26 protein-coding genes are annotated in these 23,854 nt (G+C 69.9%); 20 read left to right on the top strand and 6 right to left on the bottom strand.

Annotated elements, in window-relative coordinates; translation table 11 throughout:
• Window positions 1–21: 21 nt before the first annotated feature.
• A complete protein-coding gene (locus AC3ZJJ_RS07565) occupies window positions 22–1,245 on the bottom strand; it encodes an MFS transporter (protein WP_489895066.1) in 1,224 nt (407 codons plus the stop codon).
• A 59-nt stretch (window positions 1,246–1,304) separates the two neighbouring features.
• Between AC3ZJJ_RS07565 and ftsY the strand changes: the two genes are divergently transcribed.
• From ftsY to AC3ZJJ_RS07550, 3 genes are all read left to right on the top strand, one after another.
• Window positions 1,305–2,504: a signal recognition particle-docking protein FtsY gene (gene ftsY, locus AC3ZJJ_RS07560; protein ID WP_489895064.1), complete on the top strand. Its 1,200-nt coding sequence runs from the start codon at window positions 1,305–1,307 to the stop codon at window positions 2,502–2,504.
• 179 nt (window positions 2,505–2,683) lie between these two features.
• Window positions 2,684–3,991 (top strand): ammonium transporter, encoded by a 1,308-nt coding sequence (locus tag AC3ZJJ_RS07555; protein WP_489895062.1) that lies wholly within the window; start codon window positions 2,684–2,686, stop codon window positions 3,989–3,991.
• A complete protein-coding gene (locus AC3ZJJ_RS07550; RefSeq protein WP_489895060.1) occupies window positions 3,988–4,326 on the top strand; it encodes a P-II family nitrogen regulator in 339 nt (112 codons plus the stop codon). The genes AC3ZJJ_RS07555 and AC3ZJJ_RS07550 overlap by 4 nt, the downstream gene beginning before the upstream one ends.
• A 78-nt stretch (window positions 4,327–4,404) precedes the next feature.
• Here AC3ZJJ_RS07550 and AC3ZJJ_RS07545 read toward each other — a convergent pair whose 3' ends face one another.
• Window positions 4,405–5,883 carry a glucose-6-phosphate dehydrogenase gene (locus tag AC3ZJJ_RS07545; protein ID WP_489895058.1) on the bottom strand — a complete coding sequence of 493 codons (1,479 nt, stop codon included), beginning with the start codon at window positions 5,881–5,883 and terminating at the stop codon, window positions 4,405–4,407.
• Between the two features lie 115 nt (window positions 5,884–5,998).
• Here AC3ZJJ_RS07545 and ffh point away from each other — a divergent pair, with 115 nt between their 5' ends.
• From ffh to AC3ZJJ_RS07460, 17 genes are all read left to right on the top strand, one after another.
• Complete coding sequence (ffh, locus tag AC3ZJJ_RS07540; protein WP_489895056.1) at window positions 5,999–7,564, top strand: signal recognition particle protein; 1,566 nt, start codon at window positions 5,999–6,001, stop codon at window positions 7,562–7,564.
• A gap of 7 nt (window positions 7,565–7,571) precedes the next feature.
• Complete coding sequence (locus tag AC3ZJJ_RS07535) at window positions 7,572–8,123, top strand: NUDIX hydrolase (RefSeq protein WP_489895054.1); 552 nt, start codon at window positions 7,572–7,574, stop codon at window positions 8,121–8,123.
• Window positions 8,124–8,250: 127 nt separating this feature from the next.
• The gene (locus AC3ZJJ_RS07530) at window positions 8,251–9,150 is read left to right on the top strand and encodes a VOC family protein (RefSeq protein ID WP_489895052.1); all 900 of its coding nucleotides are present in this window, start codon (window positions 8,251–8,253) and stop codon (window positions 9,148–9,150) included.
• Window positions 9,151–9,349: 199 nt separating this feature from the next.
• Window positions 9,350–9,766, top strand: coding sequence for a 30S ribosomal protein S16 (gene rpsP / locus AC3ZJJ_RS07525; RefSeq protein ID WP_489895050.1), 417 nt, complete (start codon window positions 9,350–9,352; stop codon window positions 9,764–9,766).
• Between the two features lie 2 nt (window positions 9,767–9,768).
• Complete coding sequence (locus tag AC3ZJJ_RS07520; RefSeq protein ID WP_489895048.1) at window positions 9,769–10,014, top strand: RNA-binding protein; 246 nt, start codon at window positions 9,769–9,771, stop codon at window positions 10,012–10,014.
• A 142-nt stretch (window positions 10,015–10,156) separates the two neighbouring features.
• Window positions 10,157–10,699 carry a ribosome maturation factor RimM gene (gene rimM, locus AC3ZJJ_RS07515; RefSeq protein ID WP_489895046.1) on the top strand — a complete coding sequence of 181 codons (543 nt, stop codon included), beginning with the start codon at window positions 10,157–10,159 and terminating at the stop codon, window positions 10,697–10,699.
• Window positions 10,700–10,701: 2 nt separating this feature from the next.
• Window positions 10,702–11,538: a tRNA (guanosine(37)-N1)-methyltransferase TrmD gene (gene trmD, locus AC3ZJJ_RS07510; protein WP_489895044.1), complete on the top strand. Its 837-nt coding sequence runs from the start codon at window positions 10,702–10,704 to the stop codon at window positions 11,536–11,538.
• 233 nt (window positions 11,539–11,771) lie between these two features.
• On the top strand, window positions 11,772–12,131 hold the full coding sequence (rplS, locus tag AC3ZJJ_RS07505; RefSeq protein ID WP_489895043.1) for a 50S ribosomal protein L19: 360 nt from the start codon (window positions 11,772–11,774) through the stop codon (window positions 12,129–12,131).
• A gap of 78 nt (window positions 12,132–12,209) precedes the next feature.
• Window positions 12,210–12,848: a signal peptidase I gene (gene lepB, locus AC3ZJJ_RS07500; protein WP_489895737.1), complete on the top strand. Its 639-nt coding sequence runs from the start codon at window positions 12,210–12,212 to the stop codon at window positions 12,846–12,848.
• Window positions 12,845–13,579, top strand: coding sequence for a signal peptidase I (gene lepB / locus AC3ZJJ_RS07495; RefSeq protein ID WP_489895041.1), 735 nt, complete (start codon window positions 12,845–12,847; stop codon window positions 13,577–13,579). Before lepB (AC3ZJJ_RS07500) ends, lepB (AC3ZJJ_RS07495) begins: the two co-directional genes overlap by 4 nt.
• 60 nt (window positions 13,580–13,639) lie before the next feature.
• Entirely contained in the window at window positions 13,640–14,398 is a 759-nt protein-coding gene (rnhB, locus tag AC3ZJJ_RS07490) for a ribonuclease HII (RefSeq protein WP_489895039.1), read from the top strand.
• A gap of 21 nt (window positions 14,399–14,419) precedes the next feature.
• Window positions 14,420–14,746 (top strand): DUF2469 domain-containing protein, encoded by a 327-nt coding sequence (locus AC3ZJJ_RS07485; protein WP_489895037.1) that lies wholly within the window; start codon window positions 14,420–14,422, stop codon window positions 14,744–14,746.
• A 115-nt stretch (window positions 14,747–14,861) separates the two neighbouring features.
• On the top strand, window positions 14,862–15,221 hold the full coding sequence (locus AC3ZJJ_RS07480; RefSeq protein ID WP_489895035.1) for a YraN family protein: 360 nt from the start codon (window positions 14,862–14,864) through the stop codon (window positions 15,219–15,221).
• Entirely contained in the window at window positions 15,218–16,789 is a 1,572-nt protein-coding gene (locus AC3ZJJ_RS07475; protein ID WP_489895033.1) for a YifB family Mg chelatase-like AAA ATPase, read from the top strand. The genes AC3ZJJ_RS07480 and AC3ZJJ_RS07475 overlap by 4 nt, the downstream gene beginning before the upstream one ends.
• Window positions 16,786–18,030: a DNA-processing protein DprA gene (gene dprA / locus AC3ZJJ_RS07470; protein WP_489895031.1), complete on the top strand. Its 1,245-nt coding sequence runs from the start codon at window positions 16,786–16,788 to the stop codon at window positions 18,028–18,030. Before AC3ZJJ_RS07475 ends, dprA begins: the two co-directional genes overlap by 4 nt.
• A gap of 201 nt (window positions 18,031–18,231) precedes the next feature.
• Window positions 18,232–19,245: a tyrosine recombinase XerC gene (locus AC3ZJJ_RS07465; RefSeq protein WP_489895029.1), complete on the top strand. Its 1,014-nt coding sequence runs from the start codon at window positions 18,232–18,234 to the stop codon at window positions 19,243–19,245.
• Window positions 19,246–19,429: 184 nt separating this feature from the next.
• Window positions 19,430–19,933: a DUF3145 domain-containing protein gene (locus tag AC3ZJJ_RS07460; RefSeq protein ID WP_489895027.1), complete on the top strand. Its 504-nt coding sequence runs from the start codon at window positions 19,430–19,432 to the stop codon at window positions 19,931–19,933.
• A gap of 189 nt (window positions 19,934–20,122) precedes the next feature.
• Here AC3ZJJ_RS07460 and fabF read toward each other — a convergent pair whose 3' ends face one another.
• From fabF to AC3ZJJ_RS07440, 4 genes are all read right to left on the bottom strand, one after another.
• Window positions 20,123–21,361 (bottom strand): beta-ketoacyl-ACP synthase II, encoded by a 1,239-nt coding sequence (fabF, locus tag AC3ZJJ_RS07455; protein ID WP_489895025.1) that lies wholly within the window; start codon window positions 21,359–21,361, stop codon window positions 20,123–20,125.
• Between the two features lie 139 nt (window positions 21,362–21,500).
• Window positions 21,501–21,746: an acyl carrier protein gene (locus AC3ZJJ_RS07450; protein ID WP_489895023.1), complete on the bottom strand. Its 246-nt coding sequence runs from the start codon at window positions 21,744–21,746 to the stop codon at window positions 21,501–21,503.
• An 86-nt stretch (window positions 21,747–21,832) separates the two neighbouring features.
• Window positions 21,833–22,888, bottom strand: a complete 1,056-nt coding sequence (locus tag AC3ZJJ_RS07445; RefSeq protein WP_489895021.1) for a beta-ketoacyl-ACP synthase III — start codon at window positions 22,886–22,888, stop codon at window positions 21,833–21,835.
• Window position 22,889: 1 nt separating this feature from the next.
• Window positions 22,890–23,837, bottom strand: coding sequence for an ACP S-malonyltransferase (locus AC3ZJJ_RS07440; protein ID WP_489895019.1), 948 nt, complete (start codon window positions 23,835–23,837; stop codon window positions 22,890–22,892).
• Window positions 23,838–23,854: the final 17 nt, after the last annotated feature.

Raw genomic sequence — 23,854 nt, 5'->3', positions numbered from 1 at the left:
AACGTCGGTCGGGTGGGCCCGTCAGGAAGCGGGGGAGGCGTCCCCGCGCCCCCCGGACGGGGTCCTCAACCAGGCCGCGGCGCCCGCGAGGCCGATGAGCCCGGTCAGCGCGAACGCCCACCCGTAGCCGAACCGGTCCGCCAGCAGACCTGCCGCAACGGGCCCCAGGATGGCGCCGAAGTCGGTGGCCATCTGGAAGGTGGCCAACACCTTGCCCCCGTTCGCGTCCTGTCCCACGACGTCCGCGACCGCCGCCTGCTGGGCGGGGTTCATGATCCCGATTCCCGCGCCGGCCACAACGGACAATCCGATGAACAGCGCCACGTTCTCCGTGAGGCCGATCCCCGCCATGGCCACGGAACCCACGCCGAGGCCAACCATGATCGGCATCCGGCGGCCGTAGGTGTCCGTCAACTTTCCGGCGACCGTCAGGGAGGCCCCGTTGCCGATGGCGAAGAGCGCCAAGGAGACGCCGGCCAGCGCAATGCCGTTGGTGAACGCCTGGGCCGCGAACAGGGGCACCAGCGCCACCCGGACCCCGAAGGTCGACCAGCCATTGGCGAAGCCAGACGCCAGGGCGGCGCGGTAGACGGGGGAGGACAGCGCCTCCCCAAGGCCCATGGTGGGGCGGGCATCCCACCGCGGGCCGCGTCGCCCGCCCACGCCGAGCAGCGAGAAGTAGACGATCGCGGCGGCCACCACCAGCGCGCCGCCGTAGATGAAGAACGGCAACCTGTAGCCAAGCCCGGCCAGCAGTCCGCCGATCACCGGTCCCGCGATGCTGCCGGTCAGGAAGGCGCCAGCGTAGAGTCCCGAGATGCGGCCACGGATTTGGGGCGGTGCCAGGCGTGCCATCAGCGACATGGCGGATACGGTGAACATGGTCGAGCCGATGCCGCCCAGCGCCCTGAAGAGGAGCAATTGCTGGTAGTCCGCGGCAAACCCGCACAGGATCGTGGACACCGCCACCGTCAGCACGCCGCCCACGTAGACGAACGGCTCACCCAGCCGGTCCGTGAGCCGCCCGCTCACGGGGGCGAAGGCGAGCCGGGTCATGGCAAAGACGCTGACGATGAAGCCGGCCGCGGCGATGCCAACGTCGAAGCTGAGCGCGAACTGGGGCAGGATGGGCGCGATCAGGCCGAAGCCTATGGCGATTACGAAGGCCGCGCCGATCAGGACCTTGATTTCCCCGGGGACGCGCGGGAGCTGCTCCTGCGGGGCGGGGTTCCGGGGGCTTGTCATGACCCGATGATTCTAGTGGTCACAATCGCTTCGGCCGTCTCCGTGGATAAGCTAGGGGCGTGCCTACTGATCAGCTCATTCTCATCGTTGTTGTCGTTGCCGTCTTTTTGGTGGTCGGGGTCGGCGCTGCCTTCCTCCTGCGCGGACGCAGGACGCCTCCGGGAACCTATCCCACAACCCGGGACGCCAACGACCCTCCCGCCGGCGGCACGCTGCTCGAGGACCGGGAGGCCCCCGTCCAGGAGCGGCCGGCCGACGCGGGGCCCGCGACGGACGCGGACACGCTGGAGGAGGAGGAAACCGCCGGCATCGAGACTGTGCCCGTCGACGTCCCCGCCCCGGTTCTGGGCCGCCTGGCCCGGTTGCGCGCCCGGCTGGTCAAGTCCAACAACGCCCTGGGCAAGGGCCTGCTGGCCCTCCTGTCCCGGGACGACATCGACGAGGATGTCTGGGACGAGATCGAGGAGACCCTCCTCATGGCCGACCTGGGGACGGAGCCGACCCTCGAACTGGTGGACGCCCTGCGAGCCCGCGTCAAGGTGGAGGGCCACCGCGACCCGGAGCAGGTGCGCCTGATGCTGCGCGAGGAACTCGTCAAGCTCGTCGACCCCTCGATGGACCGCTCGCTCGTTTCAAGCCGCCAGGGCGACCGCCCGAGCATCGTGATGGTCGTGGGCGTCAACGGCGTCGGGAAGACGACCACGATCGGCAAGATCGCCCGCGTGCTGGTGGCTGAGGACAAGGACGTGCTGCTGGGCGCGGCGGACACGTTCCGCGCCGCGGCCGCCGAGCAGCTGGCGACGTGGGGCGCCCGCGTCGGAGTGCCCACCGTGAAGTCCGACATCGACGGCGCCGATCCTGCGTCCGTGGCCTTCGAGGCTGTGCGGGCCGGGATCGAGCAGGAGGTCGACGTCGTTATGATCGACACCGCGGGACGCCTGCAGAACAAGATCGGCCTGATGGACGAGCTCGGCAAGATCAAGCGCGTGGTGGAGAAGCAGGCCACAGTGGACGAGGTGCTGCTGGTCCTGGACGCCACCACGGGACAGAACGGGCTCAACCAGGCGAGGGTCTTCTCCGAGGTCGTCAACGTCACGGGCATCGTCCTGACCAAGCTGGACGGCACGGCAAAGGGCGGCATCGTCGTCGCGATCCAGCGCCAGCTCGGCGTGCCGGTCAAGCTGATCGGGCTCGGCGAGGGACCGGACGACCTCGCGCCGTTCGACGCCGAGGCGTTCGTCGACGCGCTTCTGGACTAACGGCAGCGGCGGCCGAACGGGGCCGAAACGCACACGAAACATGGCGGCCACGTTGTTTTTACGTGGCCGCCATGGCCGTAACTTGGCCGAAACGGGCGCCCGATCCGGCCGAAACATGCCGGCGTCAATCTTGTGTAAAGGCGGGAAATGTCCCGCACCGAAGACACAGGAGGACGGACATGGATCTGACCGCAGGTCACGTCTGGATGATGGTATGCGCGGCCCTGGTGCTGCTCATGACCCCGGGACTGGCATTCTTCTATGGCGGCATGACACGCGCCAAGGGCGTGCTGAACATGATGATGATGAGCTTCGCGGCGATCGGCATCGCCGGCGTCGTGTGGGTGCTCTGGGGCAACTCGATGGCCGGCGGCGGCGACAACATTGCCGGCCTCTTCGGCAACCCGTTCACCCAGTTCGGCATGGAGTCGCTGCTGGGCACCGAGGACTTCATCGGCGCAGGCTACGGCGCAACCTTCGCGATCATCACCGTCGCGCTGATCTCCGGCTCGATCGCCGACCGCGCCAAATTCGGAGCGTGGGCCCTGTTCGTCCCCATCTGGGTCACGCTGGTCTACGCGCCCCTCGCCTTCTGGGTTTGGGGCGGCGGCCTGCTGGGCGCCGAGGGCGCGATCGGCAGCTGGGCCGGAGAGGCCATCGACTTCGCCGGCGGCACCGTGGTGCACATCAACGCCGGTGTGGCCGGCCTCGTCCTGGCCCTGACCCTCGGCCAGCGCAAGGGCTTCGGCCGCGACCCGGGCCAGCGCCCGCACAACATCCCGTTTGTGATGCTCGGCGCCGCACTGCTGTGGTTCGGCTGGTTCGGCTTCAACGGTGGAGCGGCCGCGACGGCCGAGGAAGCCGGCCTGATCTGGGTCAACACGCTGGTGGCGCCGTCCGCCGCAATGCTTGCCTGGATCCTGACGGAGCGCATCCGCGACGGACGCCCGACGTCCCTCGGCGCCGCATCGGGCGTCGTGGCCGGCCTGGTGGCCATCACCCCCGCCTGCGCCAACGTCTCGCCCATGGGCGCCATCGGACTCGGCCTGGTGGCCGGCGTTCTCTCCGCACTGGCGGTCGGCCTGAAGTACAAGCTGGGCTACGACGACTCGCTCGACGTCGTCGGCGTGCACCTCGTCTCCGGCCTCGTCGGTACGCTGGCCCTTGGCTTCATCGCCCTCCCCGTCGAGGGCGCGGGCGGCGGCCTGTTCTACGGCGGCGGCGCCGCGCAGCTGGGCGCGCAGACCGTGGCGGCAGTGGTGTCAATCGTCTTCACCGGCATCATGACGCTCATCATCGGCCTTGCGATCCACAAGACCATGGGCTTCCGCATCACCAGCGACGACGAGTCAACCGGTGTCGACCTCACCGAGCACGCGGAGACCGCGTACGAGTTCGGTGGACTGGGCACCTCCGGTACCTTTGTTCCGCACCCCGCGACCTCCGGTCACCTGAAGTCGCACAAGAAGGAAGAGACCAACGCATGAAACTCGTGACAGCAATCGTTCGTCCGGACAAGCTGGACGCCATCCGCGGAGCACTCGAAAGCTACGGCGTGCAGGGACTGACCGTGAGCCAGGCCAGCGGCTACGGCCGCCAGCGCGGACACACCGAGGTCTACCGCGGCGCGGAGTACACGGTGGATCTGCTGCCGAAGGTCCGCGTCGAGGTCCTCGTCAGCGACGAGTGGGCGGGCGACATCGTCGACGTCCTGGTCGCCACGGCCAACACCGGCCGCGCCGGCGACGGCAAGGTCTGGGTTGTCGGCGTCGAGGAAACCGTGCGCGTCCGCACCGGTGAGCGCGGCGACGCGGCCTTGTAGCACAACCCTCTGGCAACGACGGCGGGTCCGCCACCAACCATGGTGGTGGACCCGCCGTTGTTGTGGCCTCGGCCGCCCCTAGCGTGCGGCCGGCTGGTGGGCGCCGTCGCGGCCGATGTCCGTGCCGGGCTTTTCGCCGTCGCCCCGCGGCTGCTGCGGTGCGCTGGTGGCCCAGGAATCCGGACCCTCCGAACCGGCGGCGTACTCTTCGAGCGGAACCTCGTCCGCGGCCCAGGCCGCGAGCACGGGTTCGACAATCCGCCAGCACTGCTCCGCCGTGTCGCCGCGCACGGAGAGCGTCGCGTCGCCGGAGAGGACCCCCAGCAGCACCTCCCCGTAGGGCAGCAGGTCGGGGCTGTTCAGTTCGGCGCTCAGGTCGATGCGGTCCAGTGTGAACATGTCCCCGGGGCCGTTGACGTCCAGCTCGAGATCCAGCGTGTCCGGGCCGAACCCGATGCGGAGCCGCGTGGGGGAGTCGCAGCCCTTGAACCCGCCGGGCAGGTGGGCGACCGGCTTGAACGTCACCACCGCCTCCTTGCGCTTGCGCCCCAGGGCCTTGCCGGAGCGCAGGATGAACGGCACGCCCGCCCAGCGGGCGTTGTTGATGCGCACCTCGATCTCGGCGAGGGTCTCCGTGCCGCGCCCCGCGTCCACGCCGTCCTCGGCCACGTAGTCCGGGACCGGGCGGTCGCGGCTGGTTCCGGCGGTGTAGACCGCGCGGCGCGTGCTCTTTGCGAAGTCCTGCGGCACGGACGCGGCGCGGAGGACGGCGCCGATGTGGTCCCGCAGGTCGCGCTCTCCCAGGGTCGCCGGTGCGTTGATCGTCAGCAACGCCAAGATCTGGAGGAGGTGCGACTGGATCATGTCGCGCAGCGCCCCGGCCTTGTCGTAGTAGCCGGCGCGGCCCTCCAGGGCGAGGTCCTCGTCGTAGAAGATCTCCATCTTGGCCACGTGTTCGTTGCTGAACAGCGGCTCGACGAAGCGGTTGGCGAAGCGCAGGCCGAGGATGTTGAAAACGGTCGCCTTGCCGCGGAAGTGGTCGACGCGGTGGATGTTGCCCTCCGGGACCAGCCGGGTCAAGGTCGCCGTCAGGTCGTGGGCGGACGCGGCGCTCGAGCCGAACGGCTTCTCCATCACGAAGGAGGTCCCCGCCGGAACCTCGGCCGGCTGGAGGACCTCGCAGGCCTTCTGGCTCACGGCCGGCGGCAGGGCAAAGTACACGGCCGTGGGTCCCTCGGTCTCGGCGAGCAGCGAGCCCAGTTCGCCCGGCGCCGTCACGTCCAGGGACCGGTAGGTGCTGCCCGCGGCGATGGCGTCGAGGTCGCGGGCCCCGTCGTCGTTCGCCTTCTCCTTCGCACCGGCGAAGACGGTCGAGACGCGTTCGCTCCAATCCTTGGCCGTGAAGTCCGGCGAGCCGGCGGCGGCCACCACCAGTCCAGGCACGCGGCCGGTCGCGATCAGGCGCGCCAGGCCGGGCAGGAGCAGGCGTCCGGTCAGGTCGCCCGAAGCGCCCAGAATGAGAAGTGTTTTGACCTTGGTGTTCTGTTCGGGGCTCACAATCACCACCTTGCCACTAAATCGGCTCGGATGCCTGCCCGACCTTGGTAACCTTGCATGTTGAGTCCGGCGGGTCTTCCCCGCAGTACCGCCAACCGAAAGAAGTGCACGGCTCGTGTTCAATTCACTCTCCGACCGTCTCACAGCGACCTTCAAGAACCTGCGCGGCAAGGGCCGGCTGTCAGAGGCCGACGTCGACGGCACCGTCCGCGAGATCCGCCGTGCGCTCCTCGACGCCGACGTCGCCGTTCCCGTTGTGCGCGAGTTCGCCGCACACGTCAAGGAGCGGGCCCTTGGCCTCGAGGTCAGCCAGTCGCTGAACCCTGGCCAGCAGGTGGTCAAGATCGTCAACGACGAGCTGGTCCGCATCCTCGGCGGCGAGACGCGCCGCCTGAACCTGGCCAAGAACCCGCCGACCGTCATCATGCTGGCCGGGCTCCAAGGCGCCGGCAAGACCACGCTCGCCGGCAAGCTGGCGAAGTACCTCAAGGCCCAGGGGCACACCCCCCTCCTGGTGGCCTGCGACCTCCAACGGCCCAACGCCGTCAAGCAGCTCCAGGTCAATGGAGAGCGGGCCGGCGTCCCCGTCTACGCGCCCCACCCGGGCGTCAGCTCCGAGTTCGAGGCCGCGACCGGCGACCCCGTGGCCGTCGCGCGAGACGGCGTTGCGGAAGCCAGGACGAAGCTGCACGACGTCGTCATCGTCGACACGGCCGGACGCCTGGGCATCGACGAGGAACTGATGCGCCAGGCCGCGGACATCCGCGCCGCGGTGAACCCGGACGAGGTCCTCTTTGTCATCGACGCGATGATCGGCCAGGACGCCGTCAACACCGCGCAGGCCTTCAACGAGGGCGTCGACTTCACCGGCGTGGTGCTCTCCAAGCTGGACGGCGACGCCCGCGGCGGCGCGGCACTGTCCGTCGCGTCGATCACCGGCAAGCCGGTCATGTTTGCCTCCACCGGCGAGTCCTTGGACGACTTTGAGGTCTTCCACCCGGACCGGATGGCCAGCCGCATCCTGGACATGGGCGACATCCTGACGCTCATCGAGCAGGCGGAGAAGTCCTGGGACAAGGACGAGGCCGAGCGGATGGCGAAGAAGTTCGCCGACCGGGAGGACTTCACGCTCGAGGACTTCCTCGCGCAGATGCAGCAGATCAAGAAGATGGGCTCGCTGAAAAAGATGCTCACCATGATGCCGGGCGCCCAGGTGTCGCGGCAGCAGCTGGAGCAGTTCGACGAGCGGCAGATCGACCGCATCGAGGCCATCGTCCGCTCCATGACCATGCACGAGCGCGTGGCGCCGAAGATCATCAACGGCTCGAGGCGGGCGCGCATCGCCAAGGGATCGGGCGTCCACGTGTCCGAGGTCAACCAGATGCTGGAGCGCTTCGCCGAGGCGCAGAAGATGATGAAGCGCATGGCGGCCGGCGGAGGCATGCCCGGCATGCCCGGCGCCCCCGGTCGCGGGCGCAAGGCCGCCGCCAAGGGCGGCAACAAGAAGAAGCCGCAGAAGTTCGGCAACCCGGCGAAGGCGGCGCAGGCGGAACTGGAGTCCAAGAACCGCAAGCCGGCGGCGCCGACCGGCGCGGCCTTCGGGGGGCAGGCCGCCGGCCAGGACTTCGACCCGGCAGACCTGAACCTGCCAAAGGGCTTCGAGAAGTTCCTCGGAAAGTAGGAGCACCGTGGCGGGTCTGCAGGCACTCGACGGCTTCCTGAGCGCTCGCTGGCGCCACCGTCTTGCCGCGCACGTGCTCCTGCGGCGACGCGACGGCGCGGTGTTGCTGGTCCAGACCACGGACGGCTGGACGCTGCCGGGCGGCGCCGTGCGGGCCGACGCCTCGCCCCGCGCGGCGGTGGGCGCGGCGCTGCTGCGGCTCGCGCTGGAATCGGCCGTCGGGCGCCTGCTGGCCCACGATTTCCGCCGGGCCGACGACGGCGGTTCGGAGGTCCTGCTCTACGACGGCGGCTCCTGGGCCACGGACGCCGACGGCTTCACCGCGGACGGCGGCCAAATCACCGCCCGCTTCTGCCCGGCCGGAGAGTTGGGCGCCTGGCTGGCCCGGGGAGAGTCCGCGCTGGCCGCGGCCGGCCTCCGGGGGCTGGAGCTCGGGGGCGTCGCCGAACTCGAGGACGGGGTGGATGCCTCGCCGGCCGCGGCGCCCGGAAACAGGATGCCCCCGCGGGCGCTGATGCCGTCGCTGCCCGAGAGCTCGGCGGTCCTGTCCGGATCGTGATGTCCGGGACGGGTGGACCGTCGCGGGGCCGGAGCGGCCTTTACTTGAGGATTCAAGTAAAAGGTGCGATGATGGAGGTGCGGCAAGACTCCGGGCACCAGTTCCGGCCGCGGAAGGAGCCACAGCCATGAAGCCACACACTGTCGCCGGCGCAGCGGGGGACCAGGCAAGCCAAGATCGGCTGCCCGACCGGCTCGGCATGGGCGCCGTGACCCTCAAGGTCCGGGACATGGAGGGCATGGCGCGCTACTACGGCCAGGCGCTCGGCCTGGAGATCCTCGACGAGGGCCCGGACGGAACACGCCTCGGCCGCGGGTCGACGACGCTGGTGCGCCTTGAGGCCGGCAAGGGCCTGAACCTGCCGGGCCGCGGCGAGGCCGGACTTTTCCACACCGCCATCCTCTTCGCCGACCAGCCGTCCCTTGCGGCCACGGTCGCCACGGCGGCGCGCTTCGACGGCAGCCTCTTCACCGGCAGCTCGGACCACCTGGTCAGCGAGGCCTTCTACTTCAACGATCCCGAAGGCAACGGGATCGAACTGTACTGGGACCGCCCGCGGGACCAGTGGCGCTGGCAGGGCTCGACAGTCATGATGGACACCCTTGCCCTGGACCCGAACGCCTACCTGCGCCGGCACCTCTCCGAGGACGCCCTGTCCGGGCAGCGGGCCGCCAGCGCGGAGATCGGGCACGTCCACCTGCAGGTGGGAGACACGCGCGTGGCCGAGTCCTTCTACGTGGACACCCTGGGGTTCGCGAAGACGGCGAGCTTCCACGGTCAGGCGCTCTTCGTCTCGGCGGGCGGCTACCACCACCACATGGCCATGAACGTCTGGAACAGCCGCGCCGCCGGACCGCGGAAGGACACGCTGGGCCTGGCCGAGGTCCTCATTACGGTTCCGCTGGCGGACGAGGTGGACGCCATCGCCGACCGCCTGAGGAGCGCGGGCGTCTCGAGCCATCACACGGGCGCGGAGTTGCGCTTCGAGGACCCCTGGCGCAACCGCCTGCGGGTCGTCGCGGCGTAGCCCCGGCGGCCGCCGGCAGCACCGCGCGCGCCGGTTCGCGCGCCGACGACAACCTCTGGCATAATGGCAAGGTACTCGATCGGCGCGGCCCCTCTCTCCGCGTGCGCATCTTGTCCCTTGAACCCACGAAGTATGGCCCGCCCCACGGGTGCAGAAACACGGGTTCACCCTTTGTTGAGAAACAGGAGTGACCACTACAGTGGCCGTTAAAATTCGTCTTAAGCGCTTCGGCAAGATGCGCGCCCCGTACTACCGCATCGTCATCATGGACTCCCGCGCCAAGCGCGACGGCCGTGCCATCGAGGAGATCGGCAAGTACCACCCCACCGAGGAGCCCTCGTTCATCGAGGTCGATTCCGAGCGTGCCCAGTACTGGCTGTCCGTCGGCGCCCAGCCGACCGAGCAGGTTGCCGCGATCCTGAAGATCACCGGCGACTGGCAGAAGCACAAGGGCATCGAGGGCCAGGAAGGCACCTTGCGCACCAAGGCTCCCAAGGAAGCCTTCGTCGCCCCGGAGAAGGGTTCCGTCATTCTGCCGGAGGCCATCACCAAGAAGGCGGACAAGACCGAGGCTCCGGCCGAGGAAGCTGACGCCGAGACCACCGAGGCCGAGTAGCAATGCTCGCCGAGGCTCTCGACCACCTGGTGCGCGGCATCGTCGACTCCCCGGAGGACGTTGCCGTCACCTTGAAGGGCAACCGCCGCGGGGACATCCTCGAGGTTCGCGTGAACCCGGAGGATCTGGGCCGGGTCATTGGCCGGCAGGGCCGCACGGCCAAGTCGCTGCGCACCGTCGTTGCCGCCCTGGCAAACGGCGAGCCGGTCCGGGTCGACGTCGTCGACACCGACCGCCGCCGCCCGTAGGTCGAAGAGCCGCGTCGCCACCGCGCGTCGCACGCTGGCCCCGTACCGTTCGCGGTGCGGGGCCAGCGCATTTAAGGGCGCCGCGCCGGCCCGCCGCGCGCCGCTAGGATTTGTACCGGAACCGCCCACAAAGGAGACATCCATGCGCCTCCAGGTCGCACGTATTGGCAAGCCCCACGGGATCCGCGGTGAAGTCACCGTCCAGGTGATGACCGATTCTCCGGGTGAGCGCTTCACACCCGGGGAGGTCTTCGACGTAGAGCCGGCGACGATCGGCCAGCTCACCGTCGAGGGCGCCCGCTGGAACAAGGACATCCTCCTCCTGGCCTTTGAGGAGGTCCTGGACCGGAACAGGGCGGAGACGCTGCGCGGCGCCAAGCTGTTCGTCGAGACGGACGGCGACGCCGACGACGATGACGACGACGATGCCTGGTACGAGCACGAGCTCGCGGGCCTCGACGTGCGCGTGGACGGGCAGTCCGTCGGCAAGGTCACCGGACTGCGCACGCAGACCGCTCAGGACCTGCTGATCGTCGCCTCCAGCGACGGACACGAGGTCCTTGTTCCCTTTGTCGAGGCCATCGTTCCCGTGGTCGACGTCGCGGGCGGATTCATCGCCGTGACGCCGCCGCCCGGCCTCTTCGGCCTCAACGCCGACGACGACGCGGCGGGCGGCGGGAGCTAGCGGTGCGCATCGACGTCGTCAGCATCTTCCCCGAATACCTGTCCGCCCTGAACCTGTCGCTGATCGGCAAGGCGAGGCGCGACGGGCTTCTGGACCTGCGCGTGCACGACCTGCGGGACCACACCTCGGACCGCCATCGCACCGTGGACGACACGCCGTACGGCGGGGGCGCGGGCATGGTCATGAAGCCGGAGCCCTGGGCTGCGGCCCTGTCGGGGATCGCGGCCACGGCGGACGCGTCCGGCGGACGGCCCCTGCTGGTGGTGCCCTCGCCCGCCGGGGCGGTGTTCAATCAGGCGATGGCCCACGAACTGGCCGAGCGCTCCCACCTGGTATTCGCGTGCGGGCGCTACGAGGGGATCGACGAACGCGTCCTGGAGTGGGCGGGCGAGCACTTCGAGGTTCGACCCGTGAGCCTCGGGGACTATGTGCTCAACGGGGGAGAGGTTGCCGTCCTGGCCATGGTCGAGGCCGTCGGGCGCCTGGTGCCGGGCGTCGTGGGGAATCCCGAATCGCTCGTGGAGGAGTCGCATGCGGACGGGTTGCTCGAGTACCCGGTCTACACGAAGCCGGCCGTGTGGCAGGGGCGGGCCGTGCCGGACGTCCTGCTGGGCGGAAACCACGGCAAGGTGGCCCGCTTCCGTCGCAACGAACAACTCCAAAGGACCGCCCGACGCCGCCCGGACCTGATCCTCGCCTTGGATCCGGCCACGCTCAACCGGCACGACCGCGACACGCTGTGGCACGCCGGCTTTGCGGTGGACGGCCAGAGGATCGTGGCCAAGCCGGCGGCGCCGCCGGCCGGTGTGGAGGGGGACGCGGAATCGGTCGCCGGTTGACGGCCGCCAATTAGCGGCCCCGGACCGCTTGTGGCAGAATTAAGCCTTGTGCCTACTGGGCTCTCTTCTGCCGTAGGGGGAGGGCGCCAACAGTCAGGCCAACCGGCATCCGATTCCGGACCGGCCGGTTCATCATCTTCGGTCGCGGAGGTTCCCGGCACCCCAGTGGTACCGGCCTTGCGACCGTGTCGACGGTGGGTGACCTGCGGCGTCCACCCAAGGAGTAGCATCCAATGCAGATCCTAGATTCAGTCAACGCGGCCTCGCTGCGCACCGATGTCCCCGTGTTCCGCGCGGGCGACACCATCAAGGTGCACGTCAACATCGTTGAGGGCAAGAACTCCCGTATCCAGGTGTTCCAGGGCTTTGTCCTGGGCCGCCAGGGTGCAGGCGTCGGCGAGACCTTCACGGTCCGCAAGGTCTCCTTCGGTGTCGGCGTGGAGCGTACCTTCCCGGTGCACTCCCCGATCATCGAAAAGATCGAGGTCCTGGCCAAGGGCGACGTCCGTCGCGCGAAGCTGTACTACATGCGCGATCGTCACGGCAAGGCCGCGAAGATCAAGGAAAAGCGCGACTTCGGCAACGCCAAGTAGCCTGATCCCTGACCGCGGCGTCCGCTCCGGACGGCGCGAATGATCTTGCACACGACATCCGGCTCCAGTGATTCCTCGCTGGAGCGCACGAAGCGCCAGCCCCGCCGGCGGGGCTGGCGCTTCGTCGTCTGGGCGCTCGCCGCGGCGGCCGTGCTCGCCATCGTCGTCCGCGCCACCCTGGTTGACTTCTACTACATCGGCAGCGGGTCCATGCGCCCCCTCCTGCAAGAGGGGGACGGGTTGCTGGTCAGCCGGATCGCCTACGGTCCGGAACCCGTGCGGCGCGGCGACGTCGTTGTGTTCGACGGGCGGGGCTCCCTGCTGGCCTACGGGAGGGACAATCCCGTCGAGGCGACGCTCCGGGCCCTGCGCGTGGCCGGCGACGACACGGTCTTCGTGAAGCGTGTCGTCGCCGTCGGCGGCGACACCTTAAGCTGTTGTGACGACGACGGTGCCCTGGTCCTCAACGGCGTCCCGCTGGACGAAGCGTACCTGGCCCCCGGGGAGTCGCCGAGTGGGCAGGCATTCAGCGTGACGGTACCCAAGGGGCGGCTGTGGGTCATGGGAGACCACCGCTCCGACTCGACGGATTCCCGGGCGCTGCTCGGCGCGCCAGGGGGCGGCATGATTCCCGAGGACCGTGTCATCGGGCGCGTGGAGTACATCGTGTGGCCGCCGGAACGCTCCGGGCCACTGCAGAGGGAAGGCATCAAGTGAACGAGCAGGAGTCCGACGGCACCGCCGCCGAACCGGCAGGACCCACGGCCGGGGCGCGCGCATGGGGTTGGCTGAAGGAGGTCCTGATCGTCATCGGGATCGCGTTGATCCTCTCCTTCGTCATCAAGACCTTCTTCTTCCGCGCCTTCTACATCCCCTCGGGCTCCATGGAGCCGACGCTCGAGATCGACGACAGGATCTTCGTCAACCTCATGGTTCCGGGGCCCTTCGACCTCGCGCGCGGCGACGTTGTGGTCTTCCGCGACGACCAGGACTGGCTGGGGGAGGCCGTGCCGGTACCCACCGACCCCGTCACCACCGCGCTCGCCTTCGTCGGCCTGGTACCCGATGCCGCCGACCAGCACCTGGTCAAGCGCGTCATCGGCCTGCCGGGGGACACGGTCGAGTGCTGCGGGGACGACGGACGGATCAGCGTCAACGGCGAGCCCGTGACGGAACCCTACATTTGGCCTGGCGCCGCCCCCTCCGACGAGGAATTCGCCGTCACCGTGCCGGAGGGCAAGCTGTGGGTGATGGGCGACCATCGGGACGCTTCCGCGGATTCGCGCTTCCACCTTGACGCGCAGGGCGGGTTCGTCGATGTGGCCCAGGTGGAGGGCAAGGCGACCGTGATCGCGTGGCCGCTGAACCGCGCCGGCGTGATCGACGGGCAGCACGAAGTCTTTGGCAGCGTGCCCGCGGGTTCCGACGGTTCGGGATCGGGCGGATAGGCGATGCCTCGCGCGGGAGCTTCCCCGACAACACAGGCCATTCCGGGTCCCGGTCGGAAAGTGGCTGCCGCGCGCGCGGCACGCCTCGTGGTGCCCGCGCCCACCCTCGCTATCGAGAGGCGCCTCGCCGTCGGCGGCGTGCGGTTTGTCGGAGGGTGCGACGAGGTGGGCAGGGGCGCCCTCGCCGGTCCGGTGACCGTGGGCATGGTCGTTGTCGACCCCGCGCGCACCGGCTCGCTGGCCGGGGTGCGGGACAGCAAGCTCCTCTCTGCGGCCTCGCGGGAGGAGCTGGTGCCGCAGATCCGCTCGTGGGCCGCGGGCTGGGGCGTCGGCCACGCCTCGGCGGCGGAAATCGACGCCTTCGGACTGGTGGCGGCGCTGCGGCTCGCCGGCGTCCGGGCCTGGGAGGCGGCGTCGGCCGCCGCGCGGCCGGACATAGTGCTCCTCGACGGCAATCAGGATTGGTTGGGGAGGAAGGCGCAATCCGCCCTGTTCGGGGAGGCGGTGGCGGACACGCCGGTGCCCGGCGCCCCTTCGCCGCCCCACAAGGAACCGGATCCCGACATCGGGGTGGATGTCCCCGTCAGCCTGCGGATCAAGGCGGATCTCGCGTGCCTGTCGGTCGCGGCCGCCAGCGTCCTCGCCAAGGTGGAACGCGATGCGCTGATGGCGGCCTACGACGAGGAGTGCCCCGGTTTCGGCTGGTCGCGGAACAAGGGCTACGGGACCCTCTCCCACCGCTCCGCAATCCTGGAACTGGGACCGAGCCACCACCACCGGCGCAGCTGGCGGCTCACGGACACCGGTCAGGGACAATAGACTTCAATACCAGGAGGAACCATGAGCGCCGAAGACCTAGAGAACTACGAGACCGACATGGAGCTGCAGCTCTATCGGGAGTACCGCGACGTCGTGAACCTTTTCAGCTACGTCGTCGAGACTGAACGGCGGTTCTACCTGGCGAACCACGTCGATCTGCAGGCCCGCTCCGCCGACGGCGAGATCTATTTCGACGTCACCCTGCAGGACGCCTGGGTCTGGGACGTCTACAGGACGGCCCGCTTCGTCAAGAACGTTCGCATCATCACGTTCAAGGACGTCAACGTGGAGGAGCTGTCCAAGTCGGAGGACCTCACCATCCCCAAGGATGCGGGCATGGGCACATAGTCTCGTGCGTCTCGACCCCCACAGCGCGCCGGTGGGCAGCTGAATCCACAAAGGTCCCGGGCACCCGCCCGGGACCTTTGCGTTCCCCGAAGACTGGGGGCGGAGGTGGAGACACATGAGACGCAATCAAACGCTGGGACGCAGGGGCGAGGCCCTCGCCGCGGACTTCCTCGCGGGGCTGGGCATGACTGTCCTCGAACGCAATTGGAGATGCCGCGCCGGCGAACTGGACATCGTCGCGGACGACGCCGGAACCGTCGTCGGCGTGGAGGTCAAGACACGCAGCGGGCTGGGCTACGGCCATCCCGCCGAAGCCATAGGCCGGGCAAAGCTGCGCCGGCTGTTCGTCCTCACGGGCGAGTGGTGCAAGGCCAACGGGCGCGCCGTCCGGCACTCACGCGTGGACGTCGTCTCGGTCCTGCTGTTGCCCGGAGCGCCCGTGGCCATCGAACACTACGTCGAGGTGGGGCCGTGAGCCTGGGCCGCGCCGCCGGCGTGGCCCTCGTGGGCCTGAACGGCTACATCGTGGACGTCGAGGCGGACATCGGGGGAGGACTGCCGGCATTCGTCCTGCTGGGGCTGCCCGACGCGGCCCTCACCGAGTCCCGGGACCGGATCAGGTCGGCGGCCCGCAACTCCGGACTTCCCCTGAGCCCGCGCCGCATCACGGTCAACCTCCTGCCGGCATCACTGCCGAAGCGGGGGTCCTCGCTGGATCTCGCCATCGTCATGGCGGCCCTGGCCGCGGCCGGGGACGTTCGCAGCCCCGCGGATGCCGTCCTTCTGGCCGAGCTTGGCCTGGACGGGTGCCTGCGCCCGGTGGCCGGCGTGCTGCCGTCCGTGATGGCGGCGGTCGCGGCGGGGCGCACCCGGGTGATCGTCGCCAAGGACAATGAAGCAGAGGCCTCCCTGGTCCCCGGGGCCGAGGTCCGCGGATACCACCACCTCGCGGAGGTGCTTGCCGCCTATGGAGGGGACCCACAAACACTCACTGACCGCGCCGGCCTGCGTCCCGCCGTGCCGGCACGTAACGTGGCCGGGGCGCCCGGGGAGACGGCCGCAACGGGCGGCGGACCGCCCGCGGACATGGCAGACATCGTCGGCCAGGCCGAGGCACGGTTTGCCCTGGAGGTCGCCGCGGCGGGCGGCCACCACCTGCTCCTGATCGGTCCGCCGGGAGCCGGCAAGACCATGCTGGCCGAGCGGCTCCCCGGTATCCTGCCGGACCTGACAGATGCCGAGGCGATGGAGACCACGGCGGTCCATTCGCTCGTGCGCGCCGACCGCCGCCTCGACTCGCTCGTTCGGCGCCCGCCGTTCGAAAGCCCACACCACAGCGCGAGCATGGTGGCACTCATTGGGGGCGGGTCGGGGCTCCCGCGGCCGGGCGCGGCCTCCCGTGCGCACCGCGGCGTGCTCTTCCTGGACGAGGCCCCGGAATTCGCGGTGAAGGCGCTCGACAGCCTGCGCCAACCGCTCGAGTCCGGACGATTGACGCTGCACAGGGCGGCGGGCTCGGCGAGCTACCCGGCACGCTTTCAGCTGGTCTTGGCCGCCAACCCGTGCCCCTGCGGCCTGTCCTCCGGCAAGGGCATCGACTGCACCTGCACACCCATGCAGCGCCGAAGGTACTTCGAGCGACTCTCCGGCCCATTGCTGGACCGGATCGACCTGCAGATCGTTGTGCCGCGCGTAGCCGCCGTCCAGCTGCGATCGGGGCCGGCAGCCGAGGATTCCGCGGCCGTTGCGGCCCGCGTCGCCACCGCGCGGGTGCGGCAGCAGCAACGGCTGTCGCGGCTCGGATTCAGCCGCAACGCCGACCTCCCGGGCCGCTTGCTGCGCGGCGAGCTTGCGTTGCCCAACGAAACCACCCTGCGGGCCGACGCGGAGGTCGACCGCGGCAGGTTGACCGCCCGGGGCTACGACAGGGTCCTACGCATCGCCTGGACTGTGGCCGACCTGGCCGCGCGGGAACGGCCGGCGCGGGAGGACGTGGACGTCGCCCTGCAGCTGCGCCAGCATTCGAAGGGGGAAGCGGCATGACCGCCAGCGAACAGCTCAGGATCGCCCGCGCCGGGTTGTCCCGGTTGATGGAGCCGAACGACCTCACCGGTCTGGCACTCGTCGCCGTGGCCGGCGCGGAGGAAGCGTTCCGCATGATCACGGAACACGCGGGGCCGGCACCGGCCCAAGAACAACAGGCCGTCGCGGAACTTCTGGGAGACGGGGCGTCCCCGCGCGCGGAACAGCGCCTCGGGGCCGGACTGGAGCGCTGGCGGCCGCGGGCGCGCGACTGCGCCCCCGCCCGGGACCTGGAGGCGATGCGGAGACTGGGCGGCGGGCTCTTGGTCCCCGAGGACCAAGGCTGGCCGGAACAATTCGACGCGCTCGGGATGGGTGCGCCCCTCTGCCTCTGGTGGCGCGGCCGGGCCGAGCCGTCCCGCCTGCCGCGGGTGGAGCGGCTTATGGCCGTCGTCGGCAGCCGCGACGCCACGGAGTACGGACGGCACGTCACATCCGAAGTGGCCGCGGCCGTGGTCCGGGCCGGCGTCACCATCGTCTCCGGCGGTGCCTATGGCATAGACGCGAGGGCGCACGAGTCGGCCCTCGCCGCCGGGCAGGATCTCGCGTCCTCCGACTTAGCCGCCCAGCTGGGGCAACCCGCGACGGTGGCGGTCATGGCGGGCGGTCTGGACAGGTTCTATCCGGCGGGAAACGAGGAGCTGCTCCGGGCGATCGCCGCGGAAGGGGTCCTGGTCGCGGAGGTCGCGCCGGGGACGGCCCCGACGCGCTGGCGGTTCCTGCAGCGAAACCGGATCATCGCGGCGCTCTGCGGCGCGACGGTTGTGGTCGAGGCGCGGTGGCGGTCCGGAGCCCTGACCACGGCCCGCCGTGCCAGCGAGATGGGCCGGGACGTCGGCGCGGTGCCGGGGTCGGTCTTTTCGCCGAACTCGGCGGGCTGCCACCGGCTTCTTCGGGAGGGCGCCGCGGTGGTGGTGACCGACGCCGCGGAGGCCCTGGAGCTGCTGGGGGGACCTCCCGGCGGTGTCTCCGCCTCGACGGATCCCGTGCCGCGGGACGGTGGCGCACGGCCACACGACGGGCTGGACATCCAGGACCTCCTACTGCTTGACGCCCTGCCGGTCCGTTCCGCCAGCACGCCCGACAAGTTGGCAACCGTCGCCGGACTGGGCATCGGAGCGGTGCTCGGCGGATTGTCGAGGCTAAGCGCCAGGGGCCTGGCCAGGAAGGCGGGGGAGGGATGGCAGCGAGCCGGCCAGTAGTCTCCATCCCGGGGGTGATCCGTCGGCCCGACGGGCTCCCGACGGGCTCCCGACGGGCCCGCCGGCCTCCGCCGCACGGGCGTCCCACCGCTCCGGTCGCGTGTCCCCCCACCACTGCTGCCAACCGGTTTCCCTGGTTAGCCCACCCGGCGGGCGGCGTGGGGCCTAGGGGTTCGCCGCCGTGTGCGGGAGAGTTGCACCATGGGCAGGGATGAGGCAACCGGCGAGGCTGCCGAAGACGGGAACCCCGGCCGCGCCGGTGCGGAGGGCGTCGCGACTCCCGAGAGCTTCCGCGCGGCCGTAGACGCTTTCGAGCGGCACCTCTTGCTCGAGCTGGGGCGGAGCCCCCACACCGTTCGGGCCTATGTCGGCGACGTCAACTCCCTGCTGCTCGCCTGCGCTGGCCGGGGTGGGCGCGGCCTCGAGGATGTCGACCTTGCGCTCCTGCGGCTGTGGCTTGGCGACCAACGCTCGGCGGGCAAGTCGCGCTCGACCCTTGCGCGGCGCTCGGCCGCCGCCCGCACCTTTTTGGGGTGGGCGAAGCGCGAGGGCCTGGTGGATCTGGACCCATCCTCGCGGCTCCAGTCGCCGCGAGGTGGCAGGGGCCTTCCGCACGTCCTCCAACAGGCGCAGATGCAGCGCTTGTTGGATGCGCCGGATTCGGTTGCGGGCGACGATGTGGGGGGAGGATCCTCCGCCCGGCAGTCCGCCGTGCGGGACCGCGACGCCGCGATCCTGGAACTCCTGTACGCAAGCGGGCTGCGGGTCGGCGAACTGGCCGACCTCGACATCGACGACGTGGACCACGATCGACGCACGCTTCGCGTGGTCGGCAAGGGGAACAAGGAGCGCACCGTGCCGTTCGGCCTGCCCGCCCTCGATGCGCTGGGCAATTGGCTGCGCCGCGGCCGCCCGGTGCTGGCGACCCCGGCGAGCGGGCCCGCGGTCTTCCTGGGTTTGCGCGGTTCCCGCATCGGCCAGCGGCAGGTCAGGGACATGGTCTCCAAGGCGTTGACCGCACTCGGCGACACCGCGGCGACGGGGCCGCACGCCCTGCGGCACACGGCGGCGACGCACCTGCTCGACGGCGGAGCCGACCTCCGAACCGTCCAGGAGATGCTGGGGCACAGCTCGCTGGCGACCACGCAGCTCTACACGCACGTCTCCGTGGAGCGTCTGCGCTCCAGCTATCAGCAGGCCCACCCGCGGGCATAGCGCGGCTCCACTCGGCTTTGAGGACGCCGCCCGTGGCGTCCTCCCACGTCGCGGGTCGATTCCCGCGGCCATGCCGGTGGCGAGTTTGCGCGGCATCGTGCACAATGAGAAGCGGAACACGCCATTCAACGGGTTTCTGCCGCGGTCGTAGGGGAAGACGTACCAACGGCAACTGGAGGATGGCATGTCTGTACCCATGACGAGGGGCGTACTTTTCGTACACTCGGCCCCTACCGCGTTGTGCCCTCACATCGAGTGGGCCATCGGGTCGGTCGTTGACCAACGAACCGAGCTGAAGTGGTCCCCGCAGTCTGCCGCGCCCGGAATGTACCGTGCCGAGGTCGGCTGGAGCGGTCCCCAAGGAATCGGAGCGCAACTCGCGTCCTCCCTGAGGGGATGGGCGCACCTGCGCTACGAGGTGACCGAGGAGCCCAGCCCCGGCGTCGACGGCAGCCGCTGGTCCCACACCCCGGACCTGGGCATCTTCCACTCCACGACCGACAGCGCCGGGAACATCGTTGTGGGGGAAGATCGTATCCGCTACGCCTACGAACAAGGGGCCGGCGACCCGGCCGCGGTCTACCACGAGCTGTCCCTGGCGTTGGGCGAGGCGTGGGACGAGGAACTCGAGCCCTTCCGCCACGCCGCGGACGGCGTGCCCGTCAGGTGGCTCCACCAGGTCGGCTGACACCCCCAGAGCGGCGGCTGGCCACCCGTTCGACCCGTCCACTAGTCGATCTTCCTTCTGGTTCAGTGGCCGTGACCGTTCCGCCGGACGCCAGCCAGCGGCGGTGCGGACGCGGAGAAGGCCCCGAACCTCGAGGTTCGGGGCCTTTCACGTATTCCGGGGGCGGCGGGATTCCCCACCACGATTGCGCTAGATGCTGCGGATCGCAACCACCGCGTTGTGGCCGCCGAAGCCGAAGGAATTGTTCAGGGCGACGATCTGTCCCTCCGGCAGGGTGCGCGGGGTGCCGGTGACGACGTCCAGCGGGATCTCCGGATCCTGGTTCTCCAGGTTGATGGTGACCGGAGCGCGGCGCTCGTAGATGGCCTTCACCGTCAGGACGGACTCGACGGCGCCGGAGGCACCGAGGAGGTGGCCCATCTGCGACTTCGTTGCGGAGACCGCCACGTTGTCGACGTGCTTGCCCAGCGCAGCCTTGAGGGCGGTGTATTCGGGCTTGTCGCCGACCGGCGTGGACGTCGCGTGCGCGTTGACGTGGACGACGTCCTCAGGCTGGATGCGGCCGTCGAACATGGCGGCCTTGAGCGCGCGGGTTGCCCCGAGACCCTCGGGGTCCGGTGCCGTGATGTGGTACGAGTCCGAGGTGACGGACGTCCCGGCCAGCTCCGCATAAATCCGCGCTCCACGGGCGAGGGCGTGCTCCTCGGCCTCCAGGACCATGGCCCCCGCGCCTTCGCCCATGACAAACCCGTCGCGGTCGACGTCGTAGGGCCGCGAGGCGTGCTCCGGGTCGTCGTTGCGCTTGGACAGGGCCTGCATGGCGGCGAACGAGGCCAACGGCATGGGGTGGATGGCGGCCTCGGCGCCGCCGACCATCACCACGTCGGCCTTGCCGCTGCGGATGAGATCCAGGCCCAGGTGGACGGCTTCGGTTCCCGAGGCGCAGGCGGAGACCGGGGTGTGCGCTCCGGCCCGGGCGCCGATGTCGAGGCTGACGGCCGCTGCCGGGCCGTTGGGCATCAGCATGGGGACGGTCATCGGGAGCACACGACGCGGACCCTTTTCCTTTAGGGTGTCCCAGGCGTCCAGCAGGGTCCAGACGCCGCCGATGCCGGTCGCGAAGGCCACACCGAGGCGGTCGTGGTCCACCTCTTCGATGCCCGAGTCCCGCCAGGCCTCGCGCGACGCCACAACGGCGAACTGGGTCGACGGGTCCATCCGCTTCATCTCGACGCGGGCCAGCACGTCGGATGCGGGAGTGGAGGCGCGGGCGGCGAAAGTCACCGGGAGCTGGAACTTCTCCACCCAATCGTCGGTCAACGTGTGGGCGCCGGAAACGCCCTTCAAGGCGTTGGCCCACAGGGTGGGCACGTCGCCGCCGATCGGCGTCGTGGCGCCGAGGCCGGTGATAACTACTTTGCGGGCCATCGGAAAACTCTCTGTGCTGAGGTGCGTGGTCGAAACCGCGGAAGGCGGAAACCTGGGTGGGACGGCCCGTGTTTGCGGGCCGCCCCGGGGACCTTGCGGTCCATGCCCCGGTAGGGGCGGGTGCGGCTGTGGGAGGCTGCTAGGCCTGGGCGCCGGCGATGAAGTTGACGGCGTCGCCGACGGTCTTGAGGTTCTTGACCTCTTCGTCGGGGATGCGCACCCCGAACTTCTCTTCGGCGTTGACCACGATGGTCATCATCGAGATGGAGTCGATGTCGAGGTCGTCCGTGAAGGACTTGTCCATCTCGACGGCTTCCGTCGCGAGTCCGGTCTCTTCGTTGACGATCTCGGCCAGGCCGGCCAGGATTTCTTCGTTGCTAGCCATAGTGGCTCCCTTTCTCTTGTGCCGGGACTTTCCCGGCGCGTATTTCTGCGCCTCTCGGCGTGGAACTTTGGAGGTACCCGACCAGCCTAGGGCAGGGTGACGACTTGCGCGCCGAAGACGAGCCCCGCCCCGAACCCAATCTGGAGGGCAAGGCCGCCCGAGAGCTCGGGCTGCTCCTTGAGGAGCCGGTGCATGGCCAGCGGAATCGAGGCGGCGGACGTGTTGCCGGCATCCACGATGTCGCGGGCGATGGCTACGGATTCGGGAAGCTTCAGCTGCTTGGCCATCTCGTCGATGATGCGGATGTTGGCCTGGTGCGGCAGGAAGGCCGAAAGGTCCTCGACCTTGATCCCGGCCTCGTCGAGCGCCCGCTGCGCAACCTTGGCCATCTCCCACACGGCCCAGCGGAAGACCGTCTGGCCGTCCTGGCGCAGGGTCGGCCAGAGCTTGGCCTCGGAGCCGCCGACGAAGACGGTCCCCTCCTCCTGCTCCTCCGCCTCAAGGGCCATGTCCCGCAGGTCGATCATCGAATGGGTCATGCCGATGGCGTCCCACTTGCTGCCGTCGGAGCCCCACACGGACGGGCCGATCCCCGGGGTGTCGGAGGGGCCGATGACGACCGCGCCGGCGCCGTCGCCCAGCAGGAACGAGATGGTGCGCTCGTGCCGGTCGATGATGTCGGACAGCTTCTCGGCGCCGACGACCAGGACGTAGTCGGCCGCGCCGGACTTCACCAGCGCGTCGGCCTGGGCAACGCCGTAGCAGTAGCCGGCGCACGCGGCGGAGATGTCGAAGGCCGGGGCGGGCGTTGCGCCGATGCGGTCGGCGAGGGCGGCGGCGGCCGACGGCGTGGCGTACGGCGAAGTCACGGTGCTGACGATGACGGCCCCGAGCGCGGACGCGTCGATGCCCGCGCTGGCGAGCGCCTCGCGGGCGGCGATCTCCGCCATGTCCACCACGGACGTGTGCTTGTCGGCGCGGTGGCGCGTGACGATCCCGGTGCGTTGACGGATCCACTCGTCGGAGGAGTCGATCCACTGGCAGACGTCCTCGTTGGTCACGATAACGTCCGGGCGCGATGCGCCGACCCCGTGGATCCGGGTGTGTTCGCGCAGCGGCTTCTGGGACAGTACGGCAGTCACGTTAGTTGGTTTCCTCTCCGGTGGCGGTACCGGTGTGTTCGGCAACGAACGCTCGGGCGGCGTCCAGATCTTCGGGGGTCTTCACGGCGAGGGTCGCGACGCCCTTGAGGCCGCGCTTGGCCAGGCCCACCAGTGTGCCTGCCGGCGGCAGTTCAAGGATGCCCGTCACACCGAGGGCGGACAGGCCCTCCATGCACAGGTCCCATCGCACCGGGCGGGACACCTGCGCCACGAGGCTGGCGAGATTCGCCGCGCCGGAGGTGACGGGCGCGCCGTCGAAGTTGCTCAGCAACACACCCCGCGGGTCGGCCGGGGCAAGCGCTGGGACCAGCGCTTCCAAGGTCCCGACGGCCGGTCCCATGTGCGACGTGTGGAACGCGCCCGCGACCTTGAGGGGAATGACCCGCGTCTTGGCCGGCGGGGAGGCGGCGAAGGCGGCTATCGCCTCGCGCGTGCCGGCCGCCACAATCTGGCCGCCACCGTTGGAGTTTGCCGCGGTGAGGCCCGCGTCCTCCAGGGCCGCGAGCACCTCGGCGCGGTCTCCGCCGAGGACGGCCGCCATCCCGGTGGGCGTCGCCGCGGCGGCCTGGGCCATGGCATTGGCCCGCTCGCGGACGAAGACCATGGCGTCGGCCTCCGTGAGGGCGCCCGACAGCGCGGAGGCGGTGATCTCGCCGACCGAGTGGCCGGCCAGGACGGTGCCCTCGGGGACGGTCGAGCCGTCGAACAACGCGCGCGCCGCGACGAGTCCCGCGGCGACGATCAGGGGCTGCGCGACGGCGGTGTCCTTGATGGTTTCCTCGTCTGACACGGTCCCGTGTTCGAGCAGGTCCCTTCCGGCGAGTCGGGACAGTTCGCCCAGATGTTCGGCGACGCCCTGGACCTCAAGCCACGGGGACAGCAGGCCGGGGGTCTGGGAGCCCTGTCCGGGGCACACGATTGCTAGCACTATTCCAGCTTTCCAAA

Source organism: Arthrobacter sp. AOP29-A2-19, assembly GCF_058138025.1.
Note: the sequence above shows the minus strand (reverse complement) of the source record. Positions and strands in the feature narration are given on the sequence as shown.

Bases quoted from the DNA above. Each gene is read 5' to 3' on its own strand.
- AC3ZJJ_RS07565 (WP_489895066.1), bottom strand. From the start codon at position 1,245: ATGACAAGCCCCCGGAACCCCGCCCCGCAGGAGCAGCTCCCGCGCGTC.
- AC3ZJJ_RS07555 (WP_489895062.1), top strand. From the start codon at position 2,684: ATGGATCTGACCGCAGGTCACGTCTGGATGATGGTATGCGCGGCCCTG.
- AC3ZJJ_RS07550 (WP_489895060.1), top strand. From the start codon at position 3,988: ATGAAACTCGTGACAGCAATCGTTCGTCCGGACAAGCTGGACGCCATC.
- AC3ZJJ_RS07530 (WP_489895052.1), top strand. From the start codon at position 8,251: ATGAAGCCACACACTGTCGCCGGCGCAGCGGGGGACCAGGCAAGCCAA.
- AC3ZJJ_RS07520 (WP_489895048.1), top strand. From the start codon at position 9,769: ATGCTCGCCGAGGCTCTCGACCACCTGGTGCGCGGCATCGTCGACTCC.
- rimM (WP_489895046.1), top strand. From the start codon at position 10,157: ATGCGCCTCCAGGTCGCACGTATTGGCAAGCCCCACGGGATCCGCGGT.
- rplS (WP_489895043.1), top strand. From the start codon at position 11,772: ATGCAGATCCTAGATTCAGTCAACGCGGCCTCGCTGCGCACCGATGTC.
- AC3ZJJ_RS07485 (WP_489895037.1), top strand. From the start codon at position 14,420: ATGAGCGCCGAAGACCTAGAGAACTACGAGACCGACATGGAGCTGCAG.
- AC3ZJJ_RS07480 (WP_489895035.1), top strand. From the start codon at position 14,862: ATGAGACGCAATCAAACGCTGGGACGCAGGGGCGAGGCCCTCGCCGCG.
- dprA (WP_489895031.1), top strand. From the start codon at position 16,786: ATGACCGCCAGCGAACAGCTCAGGATCGCCCGCGCCGGGTTGTCCCGG.
- AC3ZJJ_RS07465 (WP_489895029.1), top strand. From the start codon at position 18,232: ATGGGCAGGGATGAGGCAACCGGCGAGGCTGCCGAAGACGGGAACCCC.
- AC3ZJJ_RS07460 (WP_489895027.1), top strand. From the start codon at position 19,430: ATGTCTGTACCCATGACGAGGGGCGTACTTTTCGTACACTCGGCCCCT.
- fabF (WP_489895025.1), bottom strand. From the start codon at position 21,361: ATGGCCCGCAAAGTAGTTATCACCGGCCTCGGCGCCACGACGCCGATC.
- AC3ZJJ_RS07450 (WP_489895023.1), bottom strand. From the start codon at position 21,746: ATGGCTAGCAACGAAGAAATCCTGGCCGGCCTGGCCGAGATCGTCAAC.